Source organism: Streptomyces sioyaensis (assembly GCF_004122735.1).
In the GTDB taxonomy this organism is placed as follows: Bacteria; Actinomycetota; Actinomycetes; order Streptomycetales; family Streptomycetaceae; genus Streptomyces; species Streptomyces sioyaensis.
Window position 1 is genome coordinate 1 of the sequence record NZ_SDIF01000043.1, and the last position, 16,753, is coordinate 16,753.

The window sequence follows — 16,753 nt, forward strand, 5'->3', positions numbered from 1 at the left end:
GGCCTGGGGGTGCGCGGACGAGGGGCCGGCGGGTGGGTCGGCGGAGCCGGCGGTGTGGTCCGGGTGCAGGGGAAGTGCCAGCCGTGCGGCATGGGAAACCCGGTCGGCACGTCCACCGGCGGTGCGGTCCCGGCGTACGCGCAGTTGTCGCCGGCAGCCGGATTGCCGCTGATCGGGCGCCCGCCCGGGGCTTGGGCGGCTGCCGCCGGCGCGGTGGCGAGCAGCGCGGCGGCCCCGGTCAGCAGCAGACATACGGCGGCGGCCGCCAGCAGCCTGGGTGCCAGGCGCCCCAGGGCGCGCAGGAGTTGCGGGGAACGGGCGCCGGGCCGGTCGCCGGACCGGCGCGGCGGTGGTCCCTCCGGCCGGGGCGCGCTGAGTGACCTGTGCGGTTGGGGTACGTGGCACACGGCGAGAGCTTGCGCAGCACGCGGACGGCTCAGCCGTCGCCGTACCCCGGTTCGCCCAAATGGGGGACCTGCCCGTATTTCCTGGCGCACGGCTGGTCAGGCGTGCGGGCGGATGCGTACGCCGGTACGGCATGCCGGGTACGGATACGCACGCCGGTACGGAAATGTCGGGGTACGGATGCGTACGCCGGTACGGAAATGCCGGGGTACAGATACGCACGCCGGTACGGAAATGTCGGGGCGCGCACGGCTTTCCGGCTCTTCTGGCGCCGTACGTCAACGCGCCGATGCGCCCACCACCCGCCGCCAGCTGGATGTTTGATATCGCACCCGGCTTTCTACGGCACAATTCCCCCTTGTACGGGACAAGTTGATGACGGTGGCGGGCGGTAACGGACGTGGCGGTGGATGCGGCGGGCGGGATGGCCGGTGCGGGTGAGCCGGGGGAGGGCGCCGACGGCGGCGAGTGCCGCTGCGGGCAGTGTCCGCACGGCGCCCGCGTGGGGCACCGACAGGCGGTTGCGGCGTTCGTCGCAATGCGGGAGGACTTCGCCGCCGGACGTGGGGTGCCGGCCGGGCTCGCCCGCTCCGCCGGCGCCTCCCGGCAGTGGGTCTCGGACGAACTCACCCTCTCCGCACGGGAATTGACCAAGCGGCGTGCGGCCGAGCGGGTCACCTGGCTGACGACGGTACGGCGACGCACCCTGCTCGGCGTCTGGGGCGCGGTGGTGGCTGTGCTGCTCGGACAGGCGCTGACCGCCCTCGCCCACGGCTGGACGGCGACCCGGACGGCGGGGCTGCTCGCGGCCGTCGTACTGGCGCTGGGGGTGACGGCGGCGGCCTGGTGGCACCGGGCGCACGGCGGGGCGCTGGCACCGCTGATCGGGGAGGACGGCCGGCTGTCCACCTCGCGGACGGTGGCGGCCGGCTGGGCGGGTGCGGTGCTGTACGCCGTCCTGACGCTCGCGGTACAACTGGCGCTGGCCGGCACCCCGGAGGCGCGGCGCACCCTGCTCCAGGGCCTGGCGTTCGCACGGTCCGGCTCCCTGCTGACGATGCTTGCGGTCGCCTGCGGGGTGGCCGTGCTGGCGTACGGGCTGGTCGGCGCGCGGGTGCGGTCCGGGTGGCTGCAGAAGGTTCCCGCGGAGCGGCCGCGCGCCGCCGATCTGCTGACGGACGACGCGGGGCGCGGCAGCTTCCTGGACGTGCAGTACGTCCTGGTGAACGCCGCCGTCCTGGGCTGCGCCCTGGTACGACTGGCGCGGCAGGCGAACGAACTGCCGCAGCTGCCCTGGGGGCTGGTGCTTCTGGCGGGGCTCTCCGGGACGACCTCGCTGATGGGGAAGCTGGTGACGGGCGGCCGGCCGGTGATCCTCTCCGTGGTGCGCTCCCGTGAGCTGGGCGATCTCGCGGCACCGGTCCGCACCGGTGACGACATCGAGATCCGCGGCGCCGGCTTCGTCCCGCCGGGCGCCGGCACGCCCGACCGGCTTGCCCAGACCGTGGTGCGGATCGGCGATGTCCATGTCCCCGTCCCCCTGGTCCCGGTGGCCGGCGGCTTCACCAATCCCACGGACGGGGTGCTGACGGTCCCGGTCCCGGTCGATGTCGAGCCGGGCCGGGTGAAGGTCCGGGTGATCACGGCCGCGGGGGTGGAGACGGCGGGCTATCCGCTGGACATCCTGGATTGATTGGATTGATTGGATTGAGGGGTGGGGGTGTTCTCCGGGGTCGCGGTCTCCCGGAACTCCTGGATCCCCGGGTTCCTGGATCCCCGGATTCCTGGATTCCCGCCTGGTCTCCGTCTCCCGGTCTCCCGGTCTCCCGGACTCCTGGTGTCCGGATCTTCGGGGCGTCGGGGGGAGGGTCGCGAGGCGTCTCGTCTGCCGGGCGGTCCCCTCTGACGGCCGTGGTCGGCAGGGCCGTCCGCGGTGGCGTGACGGCCGGGGCGTGACCGTCGGGACGTGACGTTTCTGTGTGCCCCGGCCGCCGGAAGTGCAGCCGTCCGTTGAACCTCTTGCGCATGTGCGTACGTATCTCCCCACGAGGCGCGGGCGCGGGCACAATCGTCTGCGCCCGGTGGCAACGGAGAGGCGGACGTCATGGTTCATGCGAATCGCACGATGGGTGCCGAATTCGGAGGTGCGAGCCTGGACGGCCCCGCCACCGGAATGCGGGGACAGTGGGCGCGCCATGCGCTGCTCCCGTTGCGGCTCTTCCTGGGCGCCACCTTCCTCTACGCAGGCATCGACAAGCTGACGGACCCGGCGTTTCTGTCCGCCTCCGGTGCGGGGTCGCTGGGCGAAACGCTGCGCCAAGTCCATGACGCGGCGGCGTTTCCGCAGCTCATCGACCTTGCGCAGCAGAATCCGGTGATCTTCGGCTATGCCATCGCGGCCGGTGAACTGGCGGTCGGCCTGGGGACCTTGGTGGGCCTGCTGGGGCGGCTGGCGGCGTTCGGCGGTGCGCTGATCTCGCTGATGCTGTGGCTCACCGTGAGCTGGGCGACCACGCCGTACTACTACGGCAACGACCTGGCCTACCTGATGGCCTGGGTCCCGCTCGTATTGGCCGGGACACCGAGGTTCTCCCTGGACTCCGCCCTCGCGAACCGCCGCAAGCGGCACGGGGCGCAGCTGTACGGCTAGGCGGGCGGGAGCCTGCCAGGTGGCGGGGCAGCCGCGTGACCGGGCGACTGCGGGGCTGGGGTGACTGGGCGGCCGGGGGCGGCGCCCGTCGGGGTGTGAGGGCGCTGCCCGGCCAGGAGGGTGTGTGCCTGGTCAGGACGGTGTGACGGGCGGTGGGTCGGTGGGCGGTGTGCGGTGGCGGCGGGACGAGGTCCAGGCGGCGGCGATGCCGGAGAGGGCGAGGCCGACGGGGAGGGCCAGGAACAACCAGAGGCCGGGGGCCTGCCAGAGGCCGAGGGCGTCGAGGCCGTAGCCCACGCCGACGGTGAGGGCGGCGAGGCCTGCGATGAGGCGGGCCGGTTCGAAGGGGTGGCGTTTCACCGGGCGGCTCCCTGAGGGGTCGGGGCGGTCGGCGCGACGGGAGCCGGCGGGGCGGAGTCCGGCGCGAGGCGTTGGATGGCGACCTGCCCGGCGCCGATGTGGAGGTCCAGATCCACCGAACCGCGCGGCTTCTCGCCCTTCTTGAGGCCGTCGGCGGGCAGGACGATGGTCCGCTGCCGGTCGCCCCCCGACAGGTCCACGTCGTGCGGTGACTCACCGGGGAGTTGGACATCGCCGAGCCCGAGCGAGACATGGAGCCGGGCGCTGACTCCCTGCGGCAGCCGCACCTCCAGGCGGCCGAAGGCCACGTCCACGCTGGTGTGGACCGTACGGCCGGCCTTGAGGGGGAGGTCACCGAGGTCCAGCGTGCCTTCCCCCGCCCCGACCTCGTAGTGCGGCCGGACGGCACCGACGCTGGTGGGCGTCCACGTGCGCTTCTGCCAGTCGGCGGTGAGGTTGCGGGGCATGACCGCCGCCCCCGTCAGCAGCAGGGCGGTCAGTACCACCAGGAAGACCGTGCCGCCGCCCGTCCGTCCGTACCAGGCGCTGAGGACGAGCCCGAGGCCGAAGACGGCCAGCGCACACGCCAGCCCGGCCTGGAGGGACGGGACGAGGCCGTCCTGCCGGGAGACGGCGAGCGCGGTGCCGCCGCCGACGAGCAGCGCGAGCAGGAAGGTCCAGCCGCCGATCGACCGGCCGCCGTGGCGAGTTCTGCGTGGGGCGGGAGGGGTGCCGTGCGGCGGCGTGGAGGCGTCGCCGGGTGGACGGTTCCCGCCGGTCCCGGCGCCGTGCGGTGCGGTGGGCGCCCCGGTGCCGTGCTCGTACCGGTAGTTGATGTCGAGCGGGAGCGGGGTGTTGTCCGGCCCCCACAGGTAGGCCGGACCGCCGGCCTCCCTGGAGCGCGGGTCGCGCCACCAGGAGGGGAAGGCCGGTACCGGGGGCGCCTTGGTCTCGGGCGGGGCATCGGCGACGGCATGTGCGGTGGCGGAGTCCAGCGACTCCGGGCCCTGCGCCCCCATCTGCCGGCGCCGGCGCGACCAATAGGCGGAGCCGGCCACCGCCAGCATCAGCATGATGGCGAACGGCATCATACTGCCCTTGCCGAGCGTGGTCAGGAACAGCCCGCAGCCGACCAGCGCGAACAGCAGGGCCGTCAGAGCCGAGCCCTCGACCCGGCCGGAGAGCAGCCTGCGGCCCTCGTTCTCCTCCTCGCCGTCGAGGGGGATGAGCAGCCAGGCGAAGCCGTAGACGATGAGGCCGAGGCCGCCGACGGAGAGCACGGCGAGCACGATCCGGAAGATCACCGGATCGAGATCCCACTGCCGGCCCAGTCCGGCGCACACCCCGCCGACCACCTTGTGGCGCCGGCTGCGGCGCAGCGGGGCAGGCGCCGGGGCGGGACCGGCGGGACCGGCGGGGCCGGCAGGGTCGCCGGGCGCCGGTTCCTCGACGGGGGCTGTATCGCTCATGGGCCCATGGTGACAAGGAACGCCGGACCGCGGCATCGGTGAAAACCCTGGCGGATCCCTGAGATCTGCGGCCGGCAGCCCCGAGGCGCCCCAGGGGGGTGGTGAAATCCCTCGTGGGTTCGCATATGACCCCGGGCTGTTGCCGCGGCATGAAAGAAGGGCGTGTACGTGTGGTGGCCACAGGCCTGTTCGCGCGCGGTGGCGACTATCGTTGCGCCCTGGATACGTACGTACGGGGCTCCGGAGGGGCGTGCGGTGACGGAGGCGGCGTCGGTGAACGAGGGGCGACTGGTCGCCGGGCGATATCGCCTGGTTGAACGGATAGGCCAGGGCGGTATGGGGACCGTCTGGCGAGCCCGGGACGAACTCCTCGGGCGCCAGGTGGCGGTCAAACGACTGCATGTCTCGCCGCAGCTCGAAGAGGACGAGCTGGCAACGCGTCATGAGCGCACCACCCGTGAGGCGCAGGCCGCGGCGCGCATCAACCACCCCAATGTGGTGGGGGTGCACGACGTCGTGGACGACGCCGGGCTGCCCTGCATCGTCATGGAATACGTCCCCTCCACGACTCTCGGCGATGCCATCAAGGAAGCCGCACGGGCCGACAGTTCGCTCACCCCGCGCGAGGCCGCCCGTATCGGCCGCGGCATGATTGCGGCGCTGCGTGCCGCACACTCCGCCGGTGTGCTGCACCGGGACGTCAAGCCGGGCAACGTCCTGCTCGGTGAGGACGGCCGGGTCGTGCTCACCGACTTCGGTATCGCGGTCGCCAGCGGGACCTCCACGCTCACCAAGACCGGTGAGCTGGTGGGTTCCATCGACTACTTGGCGCCCGAGCGGGTCAAGGGCGGAACCCCGGGGCCCGCCTCCGATCTGTGGGCGCTGGGCGCGACGCTCTATCAGGCGGTCGAGGGGCGTCCCCCGTTCCGGAAGAACACCGCGGTCGAGACGGCCTACGCGATTGCCATGGACCCGCACGAGCCGCCGTGCAATGCCGGTTCGCTGGCCCCGCTGATCGAGGCGCTGCTGGCCAAGGAGCCGCAGGACCGGCCGTCGGCCGAGGTCGTCGAGCAGGCGCTGCGGGCCACCGAGGCCGAGGTGGACACGGCGATGATCGGCTGGCCGACGCTCGCGCTGGGCACGGTCGGGCGTGGCGCCCCGGACTCGGCCGCGACGAACGGGACGACGGAGGCGCCGACCCGGGCCGTGGCTCCCATGGGTGGGGAAGACGCCGCCCCGGAGCACGCCGCGAACGGCACCGGCACACGGAACGGCACGGGCACCGGCACAAGAAACGGCATGGGCACCGGGACGCGGAACGGTACCGCTACCGGTACGGGTGCGGACGCCGGCGGCGAGGCCATGACCGGCCCGGTGGCCGTCCCCGCCAGCGGCAAGAAGCCCCGTAGGCGGAGGGGCGCCCGGATTGCGGTCTGGACCGTCGTCGGGGTGCTGGTCGCCGGCGGCGGGGTGGGCACGGCCTGGTACCTGACGCACCGCGACGACACCGGCGTGGCCAACGAGGCCTCGGACAAGGACGTCCCGGCGCGCCCCCGTGTCCCGGACAACAAACTCGGCCCGCCGCCGGCTCTCCCCGCCGGCTACCGCAAGATCACCGAGTCCGCGCTCGGTGTGACCTTCCCGCTGCCCGTCGGCTGGAAGCGGCAGGTCAGGGACAGCGGACGGGAGATCATCTACTCCTCCGACGCCGAACGCGCCCAGGTGACTCTCAGCGCCCTGGACTTCTCCTCGCCCGACCAGGTGCAGCACCTCACGGACGTGGAGGCGTCCTTCAAGAAGCTGTACCCCGTCTACTCGCGGCTGCGGATGCAGCCCACGAGATACCAGGGCGACCCCGCCGCGATCTGGGAGTTCACCTTCCAGGGACGGGCCCGTACCTTCCGGGGCGTCGACCTCGGGTTCGGCCGCGAGGGCGCCAAGGAGTACGCGATCTGCGTGACCGCGCCGAAGGACAACTGGACCAAGTACGAGCAGCTCTTCACGCACATCAAGGACGGCTTCCGCCGGTCCGATCCGACCAGCTGACGACCGGCACCGGACCCTGGGCCTGCCGCCCACTCCGGCTCCGGACGCCAGGCCCGGCCACTGGGCCCCGGTCCGGCTCCCCGCCCCTCTGGTGCCACGTGGTGAAAGTTCAGGGACGGCTTCAGGGTCGTCCCTGATGCCCCGTGCCGCGGCGTCGTGTGACCATCGGGGACATGACCACCGCCCCACCCCGTGCCGAGACGGGCTACGCCCCGGCGCCGGACCCGGATGACCCGCCCGTGCGGAAGCTGTACCGCAGCGCCGACGGGCGGCTGCTCGGCGGTGTCGCGCGCGGTCTGGCGGGGCATCTCGGGCTGCCGGTCTCCTGGGTGCGGATCGTGTTCGTGGCCCTGTTCATGGCCGACGGCATGGGCGCCCTGCTGTATGCCGCGTTCTGGTTCTTCGTCCCGCTGGGCGTCGGCGGCGTGGAGCACCGGCACCCCGCCGCGGCCGACGGGAAGCGCCGCCTGCCGCGGCACAAGCCCGACCGGGGCCAGGTCTTCGCACTGATCGCGCTGCTCATCGGCGCCTCGATCGTCGCCTCCCGGTTCCAGCTGGGCCGGGCCGACGGCTATGTCTGGCCGGTGCTGCTGATCGGCGCCGGTGTCGCCCTGGTGTGGCGTCAGGCGGACAACTCCCGTCGCGCCCAGTGGCTGGAGCTGGGCCGCCGCAAGGGCGTGCTGCCCGTGCTGCGCGGCGCGGCCGGTGTACTGCTGGTCTGCGTCGGGGTGACCATCATCGTCGTGCTGCAGGGATCGGTGCGCCATCTCGGCTCGGTGCTGCAGGCCGCCCTCGCCGTCGTCGTCGGCATCGCGCTGCTGGCGGGCCCCTATCTCGTCCGGATGACCCAGGACCTCTCCGAGGAGCGGCTGATGCGCATCCGTGCCCAGGAGCGGGCCGAAGTGGCCGCCCATGTCCATGACTCGGTTTTGCACACCCTCACCCTGATCCAGCGCAACGCCGACGCCCCCCGGGAGGTGGCGCGGCTGGCCCGTGCCCAGGAGCGCGAACTGCGCGCCTGGCTCTACAAGCCCGAGGGCCGCGGCAAGGAGGAGGACGAGGAGCCGGCCACCGTGGCGGAGGCGGTCGGCAAGGCCGCTGCCGAGGTCGAGGACCACCACGGCGTCCCCATCGAGGTCGTGGTCGTCGGTGACTGCCCGCTGGACGAGGCGCTCGGCGCCCAGATGCAGGCCGCACGCGAAGCGATGGTCAATGCCGCCAAGTACGGTGGCGAGGGCGGCGCGGTGCAGGTGTTCGCCGAGGTGGAGGGCCGCACGGTCTTCGTCTCGGTGCGCGACCGCGGCCCCGGATTCGACCTGGACGCGGTCCCCGAGGACCGGATGGGCGTAAGGGAGTCCATCATCGGACGGATGGAGCGCAACGGCGGGACGGCCCGGCTGCGCTCCGCTCCCGAGGGCGGCACCGTCGTCGAGCTGGAAATGGAACGCGCGGCGCAGGAGCACGACGCATGACGGCGCCGGGCCGCGGGCGGCCGGTGGCGACACCGCGGGCCGGCGCACGGGATGATGACGGGGCAGACACCGAAGGACGGGCGGAAGAGATGACCAGCGAGGGCGCACAGCAGGACGGGGCCGCCAGCGGGGCGGCCGGGGACCGGACCGTACGGGTCGTGCTGGTCGACGACCACCGGATGTTCCGTACCGGCGTGCAGGCCGAGATCGGCGAGACGGGGCGCACCGGCGTCGAGGTGGTCGGCGAGGCCGCCGATGTCGACCAGGCGGTCACGGTCATCACCACCACCCGCCCCGAGGTCGTCCTCCTGGACGTCCACCTCCCCGGGGGCGGCGGCGTCGAGGTGCTGCGCCGCAGCGCCGCGATGATGGCCGACGCCGAGCGCCCGGTCCGCTTCCTCGCGCTCTCCGTCTCGGATGCGGCCGAGGACGTCATCGGCGTCATCCGCGGAGGTGCCCGCGGCTATGTCACCAAAACGATCACGGGTACGGACCTGGTCGACGCGATCTTCCGGGTCGCCGACGGCGACGCGGTCTTCTCGCCGCGGCTGGCCGGCTTCGTCCTGGACGCCTTCGCCTCGACGGACGCCCCGCCGATCGACGAGGACCTCGACCGCCTCACCCAGCGCGAGCGGGAGGTCCTCCGGCTGATCGCCCGCGGCTATGCGTACAAGGAGATCGCCAAGCAGCTGTTCATCTCCGTGAAGACGGTCGAGTCCCATGTCTCCGCGGTGCTGCGCAAGCTCCAGCTCTCCAACCGCCATGAACTGACGCGCTGGGCGGCGGCCCGGCGACTGGTCTGACCTGCGGGCCCGGCGCGTGGAGCCGAGGAGCGGCGGACGACGGAGGCGGGTGTGACGGGGGTGTAAAGAAGCACCAAAGACGGGCAACCAGGACGACGCGGATCGCCATCTAACGGCGCGGAGAGGCTCACTGCCGAAGGCGGGGCCGGAACCATCCCCATCCTTCGCGTAGCTGTCCTGGAAGCGAGACCCGATGAGCCTGACGGGCACGCCCTTCTTTCTCACCTCGATCACGCTGTTGATTGTGGCCGTTGTGCTGCCGCTCGCCCTGTGGGGGCGGATAGCCGGGCCACCCCTGGTGCGCGGCCTCGCACGGTTGTTGATGCTCCTGTTCGCCCAGGCCACGGCCATCACCGTGGTCTTCGTCCTGGTCAACAACGCCAACAACCTCTATGACACCTGGGGCGATCTGCTCGGCACCGACAGCCATGTCGCGGCGGCCCGGGACCTCGGCCCCGACGGCATGGGCGGCCAGCAGATCAAGAACGAGCCCAAGCAGATACAGCGGTTCCGCCCGGCCGACGACCCCAAGGTGGGCCCCGGTGTGCAGATGACCGACCTCAAGGGCCGGATATCCGGGGTCGTCGGCGAGGTGTACGTCTGGCTGCCGCCGCAGTACAACGACCCGGCCTACCGGAACAAGAAGTTCCCGGTGGTCGAGCTGCTGCCCGGCTACCCCGGCTCGGCGAAGTCCTGGTTCGGCTCGATCCACGCGGCCGAACAGCTCCAGCCGCTGATGCAGAGCGGCCAGATCAAGCCGGCCATCCTCGTGGCGCCGCGCACCGATCTCCTCGCCGGCGCGGACACCGGATGTGTCAACGTCCCCGGGCAGGTCAACGCCGACAGCTGGCTGACCGTCGACGTACGCAAGATGGTCATCGACAACTTCCGGGCCGGCGACAAGCCGGACTCCTGGGCCCTGGCCGGCTACTCGGCCGGCGCGCACTGCGCCGCCAAGCTCGCGCTGTCCCACCCGGACCGCTACCGCGCCGGGGTCGCCATGTCCGGCTACAACGACCCGGCGCTGGAACGCGATTCGCTCGCCGGCAAGGACCCCAAGCTGCGCATTGAGTCCAACCCGCTGCACATCCTGAAGTCCGCCAACGCGGCAGGGAAGCCGCCGCGGTCCGCGCTGTACGTGTCGGGCGCGGCGGGCGACGGCTACCAGGCCGGCATCGGTCTGCGCCAGCTCGCGAAGCGTCCGACGACGGTGACCGTCCAGCTGATCCCGGCGAACGCGGGCGGTCACACCATGGTGGTGTGGCGCCATCAGGTACCGGAGATCTTCCGCTGGTTGGGGATGTACCTCCGGGCGTGAGCCCTCCGTCCGGTCCCGCGCTCAAGCCCCTGAGCCGGGACCTGAGCCGGGACCTGAACCGGGCGGGCGGCCGCCGGAAGTCCTGAGCCGGTACGGCCGCCGCCGGCAGTCCCCAGCCGGGCCGGCCGCCGCCGACCGTCCCGGCCGTCCCGGCCGGCCCACCCCGACCCGTCCTAAGCCGGCCGGGTAGCCGCCGCGAACGGCATCTGGTCGATCGGCGCGATCCGTACCGGCGCCCCCGGATGCGGTGCGTGGATCATCTTGCCGCCCCCGATGTAGAGCCCCACATGGCTGATGCCGGAGTAGAAGAACACCAGGTCGCCGGGGGCGAGTTGGGACCGGTCGATCCGCGGTCCGGAGCTGATCTGGGTGTAGGTGGTCCGCGGCAGGGCGACGCCGCCGGACTTCCAGGCGGCCTGGGTCAGTCCCGAGCAGTCGTACGCGGAGGGTCCGGTCGCGCCCCAGACGTACGGCTTGCCCAGGGCGGCGTAGGCGAAGGAAACGGCCCGCGCGGCACGGGGGTTGGGGGCGGCGGCCGCGGCAGCCCCTGGGCCGTGGGCGATCCCGTCGAGGGGGCCGTCCGCGCGCGTCCCCCGGTCCGCACGTGCCGTACGGGCCGTACCGACACCGTCCGTGCCGACACCGTCCCGTCCCGCCATCCGCTGCCGCTGCTCGGCGGTCAGCCGGCTCAGCAACTGCTCGGCGGCGTCCAGCTTGTGGACGACCGTGACCCGGTGCTTCTTCAGGGTGGCCTCGGTGGCCGCCAGCCGCTCCGCGGTCTCCTCGGCCCGCTGCCGGACCTGCCGTACGCTGCCGAGCCGGCGCGCGTAACCGGCCACCGCGGTCGCCTGATGACTGCCCGCACGCTCCAGCACCGCGGCGCCGTCCAGATAACGCTGCGGGTCCGCGGACAGCAGCAGCCGTACGGTCGGGTCCACCCCGCCGGAGCGGTACTGGCTCGCGGCCACGGCCCCCAGCTCGGTGCGGGCGGTGTTGAGCTTCTGGGTCCGGCGGGCGGCCTCGTCCTGCAGCCTGCTCAGCTCCTGGCGTGCGGTGCCGGCGGCTTCCTTCGCACCGTTGTAGTTCTGCGTGGCCACCTCTGCCTCCTGGTACAGCGCGTTGATCCGGCCCTTGACCTGGGCGGGGGTGGGCGGGGATGCGGCCTGGCCGGTGCCGTCGAAGACGGTGGCGGTGGCGGCACCCGCGAGTGCCAGCGTGGCGGCGGTACGGGCGGTGCGCGTGCCGCCGGTCAGCGAGGCGAGCGGATGCTGCCTGGGCTTGCGGTGCGAGGCCACGGTGGCCGTCACTTCCTTCCCTTCGAGCCGCGGGGCCGGCGGCGGTCCGCAACGGGGGCAACGAACCGCCGCCGCACCTCGCGGCGGGACGGCCGACAGGACGCCGGTGGGGGGCCGGCGAAGGCGGGGAGTCGACCGCCTGGAGGAGGACGCTAAGCCTGGGTGTCGCGCCAGGGAGCCCACTTGCCCGGCATTGTTCGCTTTCGACCGGTGCCGGTGTGCGGATGACCGTGCCGTCGGCGGCTGCACGGCCGGTACCGGTCCGGCATGACCGAAGCGACGATTGTGGGCGCCCTGCCCGCGGGGCCGTGCTATGCGGCGGCTACGATCCCGCACTATGGACGTAGTAATCAATCTCTTCGTCGGCCTGCACATCATCGGCATCGCCGCCCTGCTCGGCGGCTTCATGACCCAGATGAAGGCGATGGGCGCGGGCACCGCCCGCTTCGTGCCGGCCATGCTGCACGGCGCGCTGACGATGCTGGTCACCGGCGTCGCGCTGGTCGGCCTCAACCAGGCCGAGGGCCACCACGTCAACACCATCAAGATCGGCATCAAGATGGCCGTGCTGGTGGTGATCCTGGCGCTGGTCTACGTCAAGCGGGACGAGGAGACGGTCGCCAAGCCGCTCTTCGGCGCGGTCGGTGCGCTGACCGTGGCCAACATCTTCATCGCGGTGCTCTGGACCTGAGCGGCGCAAGCGGACCACCGCCACAAAGGCGCAAGCGGACCTCCGCCCCAAAACAGCACACCGCGCGGTCCTCGCACTCCGGATCCGGAGGCGATGGCCGCGCGGTGGCGTGTGGGGGGTGGCCGTGGGGGGTGGTTCGGTGGGGGAGCACAGGGCGCCGGGCCTCAGCCCGGGCGGACGCTCCCGTAGATCGGCATGTAGTAGATCGACTCCTCCCGGACGCTGGCGCCCGGGTGCGGGGCATGGATCATCTTGCCGCCGCCTATGTACATCCCGACGTGGCTGATGTCGTCGAAGAAGAAGACCAGGTCACCGGGTTGCAGATCCTTGGTGGCCACCCGCTGGCCGACCTTGACCTGGTCCCAGGTGGTCCGCGGCAGCGTGACGCCGGCCGCCTTCCACGCCGCCTGCGTCAGCCCCGAGCAGTCGTAGGAGCTGGGGCCGGTGGCGCCCCAGACGTACGGCTTGCCGATCTGGGCGCGGGCGAATGCGAGCGCCTTCTCTGCCTTGGTGGAGGACGAGTCGCCGGTCGAGCTGCCGCCGGAGCTGCCACCGGTCTGGCCGCCCGTCGAACCGCCGCCCGTCTGCTGCCGCTGGCGCTCGCGCTCCTGCTGCCTGCGCGCCTCTTCCTCGGCCTTGCGCTTGGCGGCCGCCTCCTTCTGGCGCTCCAGCTCGGCCAGCCGCGCCTTCTCCTGGGCGGTCAGCCGGGACAGCAGCTGACGGGCCTCGGACAGCTTGTCCTGGACGGAGCGCTTGGACTCCTTGAGGGAGGCCTGGGACTTCTGCAGCCGCTCCAGGCTGTCGGTCGCCGAGGCCCGCTGGCGCGCCGCGGCGGCCGCCTGCTCCTGGTAGTCGGTGACGGCCTGCTTCTGCCGGCTGGTCAGCCGCTCCATGAGGTGGCTGCGGTCGAAGAACTGCTGCGGGTCCTTGGCGAGCATCAGCTGCGCCGTCGGGTTCATCCCGCCGGTGCGGTACTGCGCCGAGGCGAACATGCCCAGCTGGTGCCGGGACCGGTTCATCTGCTCGGCGCGCTTGGCGGCGGCATTGAGCAGGCCGTCGACGGTGTGGCGCTGTTCGTCGGCGCGCTCCTTGGCCCCGTTGTACTTCTCGGTGGCCAGCTCGGCCTGGTGGTAGAGGTCGTCGACCTTCTTCTTGACCTCTTCGATGGTGGGCTTGGGCGCTCGGGGGGCCGCGTCGGCGGACTGCGAGAGCAGGGTGACCGACGCGAGGGCTGCGGTGGTGAGCCCGGCAGCCGTGCGGCGGCCTCCGGGCGAGGCGAGGACGCTGGTGCGCGGCTTGCGATGGGACGCCAAGACCGGCAACTCCTTCCGTGGACCGCCTACCGGGTTAGCTGTCGGGTTCGGGCGGTGTCGATGACGGAAGGCTTGCCCTACGGTCCTGACGTCCGCCTGAGACGGCCGTACGGATCGATTCACCCCGGTGGTGCTGGTGGGTCCCCGGCTCCGGGTGCCGTGGGGCAGGGCCGGACTCGGCGCGGCGGCTCGTGCGGACGCTGTCGTACGCGGGGAGGCGGGCCGCCTGAGCGAGGACGTTAGCCAACTCGTGTGGCTCCTGTGAAGGCTGATGTTCGATATGCCCGAAACCTTTTTGTGACCTGAACGCGATCCGGGGGTTGTTGTGGCAGATGTCGGATTCGGGTACACGAGGCGCCGGCCTGGCCGCCCCGGACCCGGCCCGCTGATCTGCGCCCCGCCGTCGAGCCCCGAATTCCGCCGACAATCGGCACTCCGCGGCGGGCTGTCAGTGCGGCGGCCTAGACTCGGTGGGCGATGAGCAGCCTCTTTGACGACAGCTTCCTGGCGGACCTCGGCCACAAGGGCGAGGAGCCCCCGCCGCCTCCCGAGGACGAGCACGAGCCGGCCCCCGAGGAGATCCCCGACGACCTCTTCGGCGGGAAATACGACGCACCCGGCCCCCGGGAGACGTACTACCGCGACGGCGCCGCCCGCCCCGCCCTCGACCCCGCCAGGCTGCTCGAAGGGCTCAACGACGAGCAGAAGGCCGCCGTGGTGCACACCGGCGGCCCGCTGCTGATCGTCGCCGGCGCCGGCTCCGGCAAGACCCGGGTGCTCACCCACCGCATCGCTCATCTGCTGGCCGAGCGCCATGTCCACCCCGGCCAGATCCTCGCGATCACCTTCACCAACAAGGCCGCGGGCGAGATGAAGGAGCGCGTCGAGGAGCTCGTCGGCCCCCGGGCGAACGCCATGTGGGTCTCCACCTTCCACAGCGCCTGTGTCCGCATCCTGCGCCGCGAGTCCAAGAAGCTGGGCTTCACCTCGTCCTTCTCGATCTACGACGCCGCCGACTCCAAGCGCCTGATGGCCCTGGTCTGCCGCGATCTTGATCTGGACCCCAAGCGCTACCCGCCCAAGTCCTTCAGCGCGAAGATCTCCAACCTCAAGAACGAGCTCATCGACGAGGAGACCTTCGCCGGGACGGCATCCGATGGTTTCGAGAAGACGCTGGCCGAGGCGTACGCGATGTACCAGGCGCGGCTGCGCGAGGCCAACGCCCTGGACTTCGACGACATCATCATGACGACGGTCCATCTGCTCCAGGCCTTCCCGGATGTCGCCGAGCACTACCGCCGCCGCTTCCGCCACGTCCTCGTCGACGAGTACCAGGACACCAACCACGCCCAGTACACCCTCGTCCGCGAGCTGGTCGGCCCCGCCGAATCCGCGGCCGAGCTGTGCGTCGTCGGTGACGCCGACCAGTCGATCTACGCCTTCCGCGGCGCCACCATCCGCAACATCCTCCAGTTCGAGGAGGACTACCCCGACGCGACCACGATCCTGCTGGAGCAGAACTACCGCTCCTCGCAGACGATCCTGTCCGCCGCCAACGCCGTCATCGAGCGCAATGAGAACCGCCGCCCCAAGAACCTCTGGACGGACGCCGGCAGCGGCCCCGGGATCACCGGCTACGTCGCCGACACCGAGCACGACGAGGCGCAGTTCGTCGCCGACGAGATCGACCGCCTGACGGACGCCGGGGACGCCAAGGCCGGCGATGTCGCCGTCTTCTACCGCACCAACGCCCAGTCCCGGGTCTTCGAGGAGATCTTCATCCGGGTCGGGCTGCCCTACAAGGTCGTCGGTGGAGTGCGCTTCTACGAGCGCAAGGAGGTCCGCGACGTCCTCGCCTATCTCCGGGTGCTCGCCAACCCCGAGGACACCGTCCCGCTGCGCCGCATCCTGAACGTCCCCAAGCGCGGCATCGGCGACCGCGCCGAGGCGATGATCGACGCCCTGTCGCTCCGCGAGAAGATCACCTTCCCGCAGGCGCTGCGCCGGGTCGACGAGGCGTACGGCATGGCGGCCCGCTCCGCCAACGCCGTCAAGCGCTTCAACGTCCTCATGGAGGAGCTGCGCACCATCGTCGAGTCCGGCGCCGGCCCGGCCACCGTCCTGGAAGCGGTCCTGGAGCGTACGGGCTACCTCGCCGAGCTCCAGGCCTCCACCGACCCGCAGGACGAGACCCGGATCGAGAACCTCCAGGAACTCGCCGCGGTGGCCCTGGAATTCGAGCAGGACCGCGGTGAAGAGAGCCCCGGCACCCTCGCCGACTTCCTGGAGCAGGTCGCACTGGTCGCCGACTCCGACCAGATCCCGGACGAGGACGAGGAGGGCAGCGGCGTCATCACCCTCATGACGCTGCACACCGCCAAGGGCCTGGAATTCCCGGTGGTCTTCCTGACCGGCATGGAGGACGGCGTCTTCCCGCACATGCGCGCGCTGGGCCAGACCAAGGAGCTGGAGGAGGAGCGCCGGCTGGCCTACGTCGGCATCACCCGCGCCCGCGAGCGCCTCTATGTCACCCGCTCGACGATGCGCAGTGCCTGGGGCCAGCCCTCGTACAACCCGCCCTCCCGGTTCCTGGAGGAGATCCCGGGCGAGTACGTCGAGTGGAAGCGGACCGGCCAGGCGACGCCGTCCGCGTCGATGGGCGCGCTGTCGGGCGGCGGCGGCTTCGGCTCCGGCCTGTCGTCGTCGCGCAACAAGGGGCCGAGCGGCTTCGCCACCCGCCGCACCAAGGACCGCCCGGTGGTCGCGCTGGCCATCGGCGACCGCGTCACCCACGACAGCTTCGGGCTCGGCACGGTCGTGGGCGTCAAGGGCAGCGGCGACAACGCCGAGGCGACCATCGACTTCGGCGGCGAGAAGCCCAAGCGGCTGCTGCTGCGGTATGCGCCGGTGGAGAAGCTGTAGGTGGGGAAG

General features: G+C 72.0%; 12 protein-coding genes, 1 pseudogene and 1 riboswitch. Of the genes and pseudogenes, 8 read left to right on the forward strand and 5 right to left on the reverse strand.

From position 1 onward, the window contains the following. Positions 1–407 (reverse strand): annotated as a pseudogene (locus EST54_RS16840) (hypothetical protein); the annotation flags it as partial. 422 nt (positions 408–829) lie between these two features. Between EST54_RS16840 and EST54_RS16845 the strand changes: the two are divergent. Both EST54_RS16845 and EST54_RS16850 read left to right on the forward strand, forming a co-directional pair. Then, the gene (locus EST54_RS16845; RefSeq protein WP_129248489.1) at positions 830–2,098 is read left to right on the forward strand and encodes a hypothetical protein; all 1,269 of its coding nucleotides are present in this window, start codon (positions 830–832) and stop codon (positions 2,096–2,098) included. 411 nt (positions 2,099–2,509) lie between these two features. Continuing rightward, positions 2,510–3,055 carry a TQO small subunit DoxD gene (locus EST54_RS16850; protein ID WP_129248457.1) on the forward strand — a complete coding sequence of 182 codons (546 nt, stop codon included), beginning with the start codon at positions 2,510–2,512 and terminating at the stop codon, positions 3,053–3,055. Positions 3,056–3,187: 132 nt separating this feature from the next. Here EST54_RS16850 and EST54_RS16855 read toward each other — a convergent pair whose 3' ends face one another. Both EST54_RS16855 and EST54_RS16860 read right to left on the reverse strand, forming a co-directional pair. After that, positions 3,188–3,415, reverse strand: a complete 228-nt coding sequence (locus EST54_RS16855) for a hypothetical protein (protein WP_129248458.1) — start codon at positions 3,413–3,415, stop codon at positions 3,188–3,190. Further along, the gene (locus EST54_RS16860; RefSeq protein ID WP_129248459.1) at positions 3,412–4,884 is read right to left on the reverse strand and encodes a PspC domain-containing protein; all 1,473 of its coding nucleotides are present in this window, start codon (positions 4,882–4,884) and stop codon (positions 3,412–3,414) included. Before EST54_RS16860 ends, EST54_RS16855 begins: the two co-directional genes overlap by 4 nt. Before the next feature lie 336 nt (positions 4,885–5,220). Here EST54_RS16860 and EST54_RS16865 point away from each other — a divergent pair, with 336 nt between their 5' ends. The 4 genes from EST54_RS16865 to EST54_RS16880 all read left to right on the forward strand — a co-directional run bounded on the left by EST54_RS16865 (position 5,221) and on the right by EST54_RS16880 (position 10,523). Continuing rightward, positions 5,221–6,930 carry a serine/threonine-protein kinase gene (locus EST54_RS16865; protein WP_239013119.1) on the forward strand — a complete coding sequence of 570 codons (1,710 nt, stop codon included), beginning with the start codon at positions 5,221–5,223 and terminating at the stop codon, positions 6,928–6,930. Between the two features lie 173 nt (positions 6,931–7,103). Then, complete coding sequence (locus tag EST54_RS16870) at positions 7,104–8,402, forward strand: ATP-binding protein (protein ID WP_129248461.1); 1,299 nt, start codon at positions 7,104–7,106, stop codon at positions 8,400–8,402. 89 nt (positions 8,403–8,491) lie between these two features. Next, positions 8,492–9,205 carry a LuxR C-terminal-related transcriptional regulator gene (locus EST54_RS16875; protein ID WP_129248462.1) on the forward strand — a complete coding sequence of 238 codons (714 nt, stop codon included), beginning with the start codon at positions 8,492–8,494 and terminating at the stop codon, positions 9,203–9,205. Between the two features lie 193 nt (positions 9,206–9,398). After that, positions 9,399–10,523 (forward strand): alpha/beta hydrolase, encoded by a 1,125-nt coding sequence (locus EST54_RS16880; protein ID WP_129248463.1) that lies wholly within the window; start codon positions 9,399–9,401, stop codon positions 10,521–10,523. Between the two features lie 173 nt (positions 10,524–10,696). Here the strand turns inward: EST54_RS16880 and EST54_RS16885 are convergent, their stop codons facing one another. Then, positions 10,697–11,830 carry a C40 family peptidase gene (locus EST54_RS16885; RefSeq protein ID WP_129248464.1) on the reverse strand — a complete coding sequence of 378 codons (1,134 nt, stop codon included), beginning with the start codon at positions 11,828–11,830 and terminating at the stop codon, positions 10,697–10,699. Between the two features lie 325 nt (positions 11,831–12,155). On the opposite strand from EST54_RS16885, the gene EST54_RS16890 reads away from it, so the two are divergent. Further along, positions 12,156–12,509, forward strand: coding sequence for a hypothetical protein (locus EST54_RS16890; protein ID WP_129248465.1), 354 nt, complete (start codon positions 12,156–12,158; stop codon positions 12,507–12,509). A gap of 164 nt (positions 12,510–12,673) precedes the next feature. Here the strand turns inward: EST54_RS16890 and EST54_RS16895 are convergent, their stop codons facing one another. Further along, positions 12,674–13,822: a C40 family peptidase gene (locus EST54_RS16895; RefSeq protein WP_129248466.1), complete on the reverse strand. Its 1,149-nt coding sequence runs from the start codon at positions 13,820–13,822 to the stop codon at positions 12,674–12,676. A 7-nt stretch (positions 13,823–13,829) separates the two neighbouring features. Next, positions 13,830–14,014: riboswitch (cyclic di-AMP (ydaO/yuaA leader) on the reverse strand. A 285-nt stretch (positions 14,015–14,299) separates the two neighbouring features. On the opposite strand from EST54_RS16895, the gene pcrA reads away from it, so the two are divergent. Continuing rightward, complete coding sequence (pcrA, locus tag EST54_RS16900) at positions 14,300–16,744, forward strand: DNA helicase PcrA (protein ID WP_129248467.1); 2,445 nt, start codon at positions 14,300–14,302, stop codon at positions 16,742–16,744. The last annotated feature ends 9 nt before the right edge of the window (positions 16,745–16,753 follow it).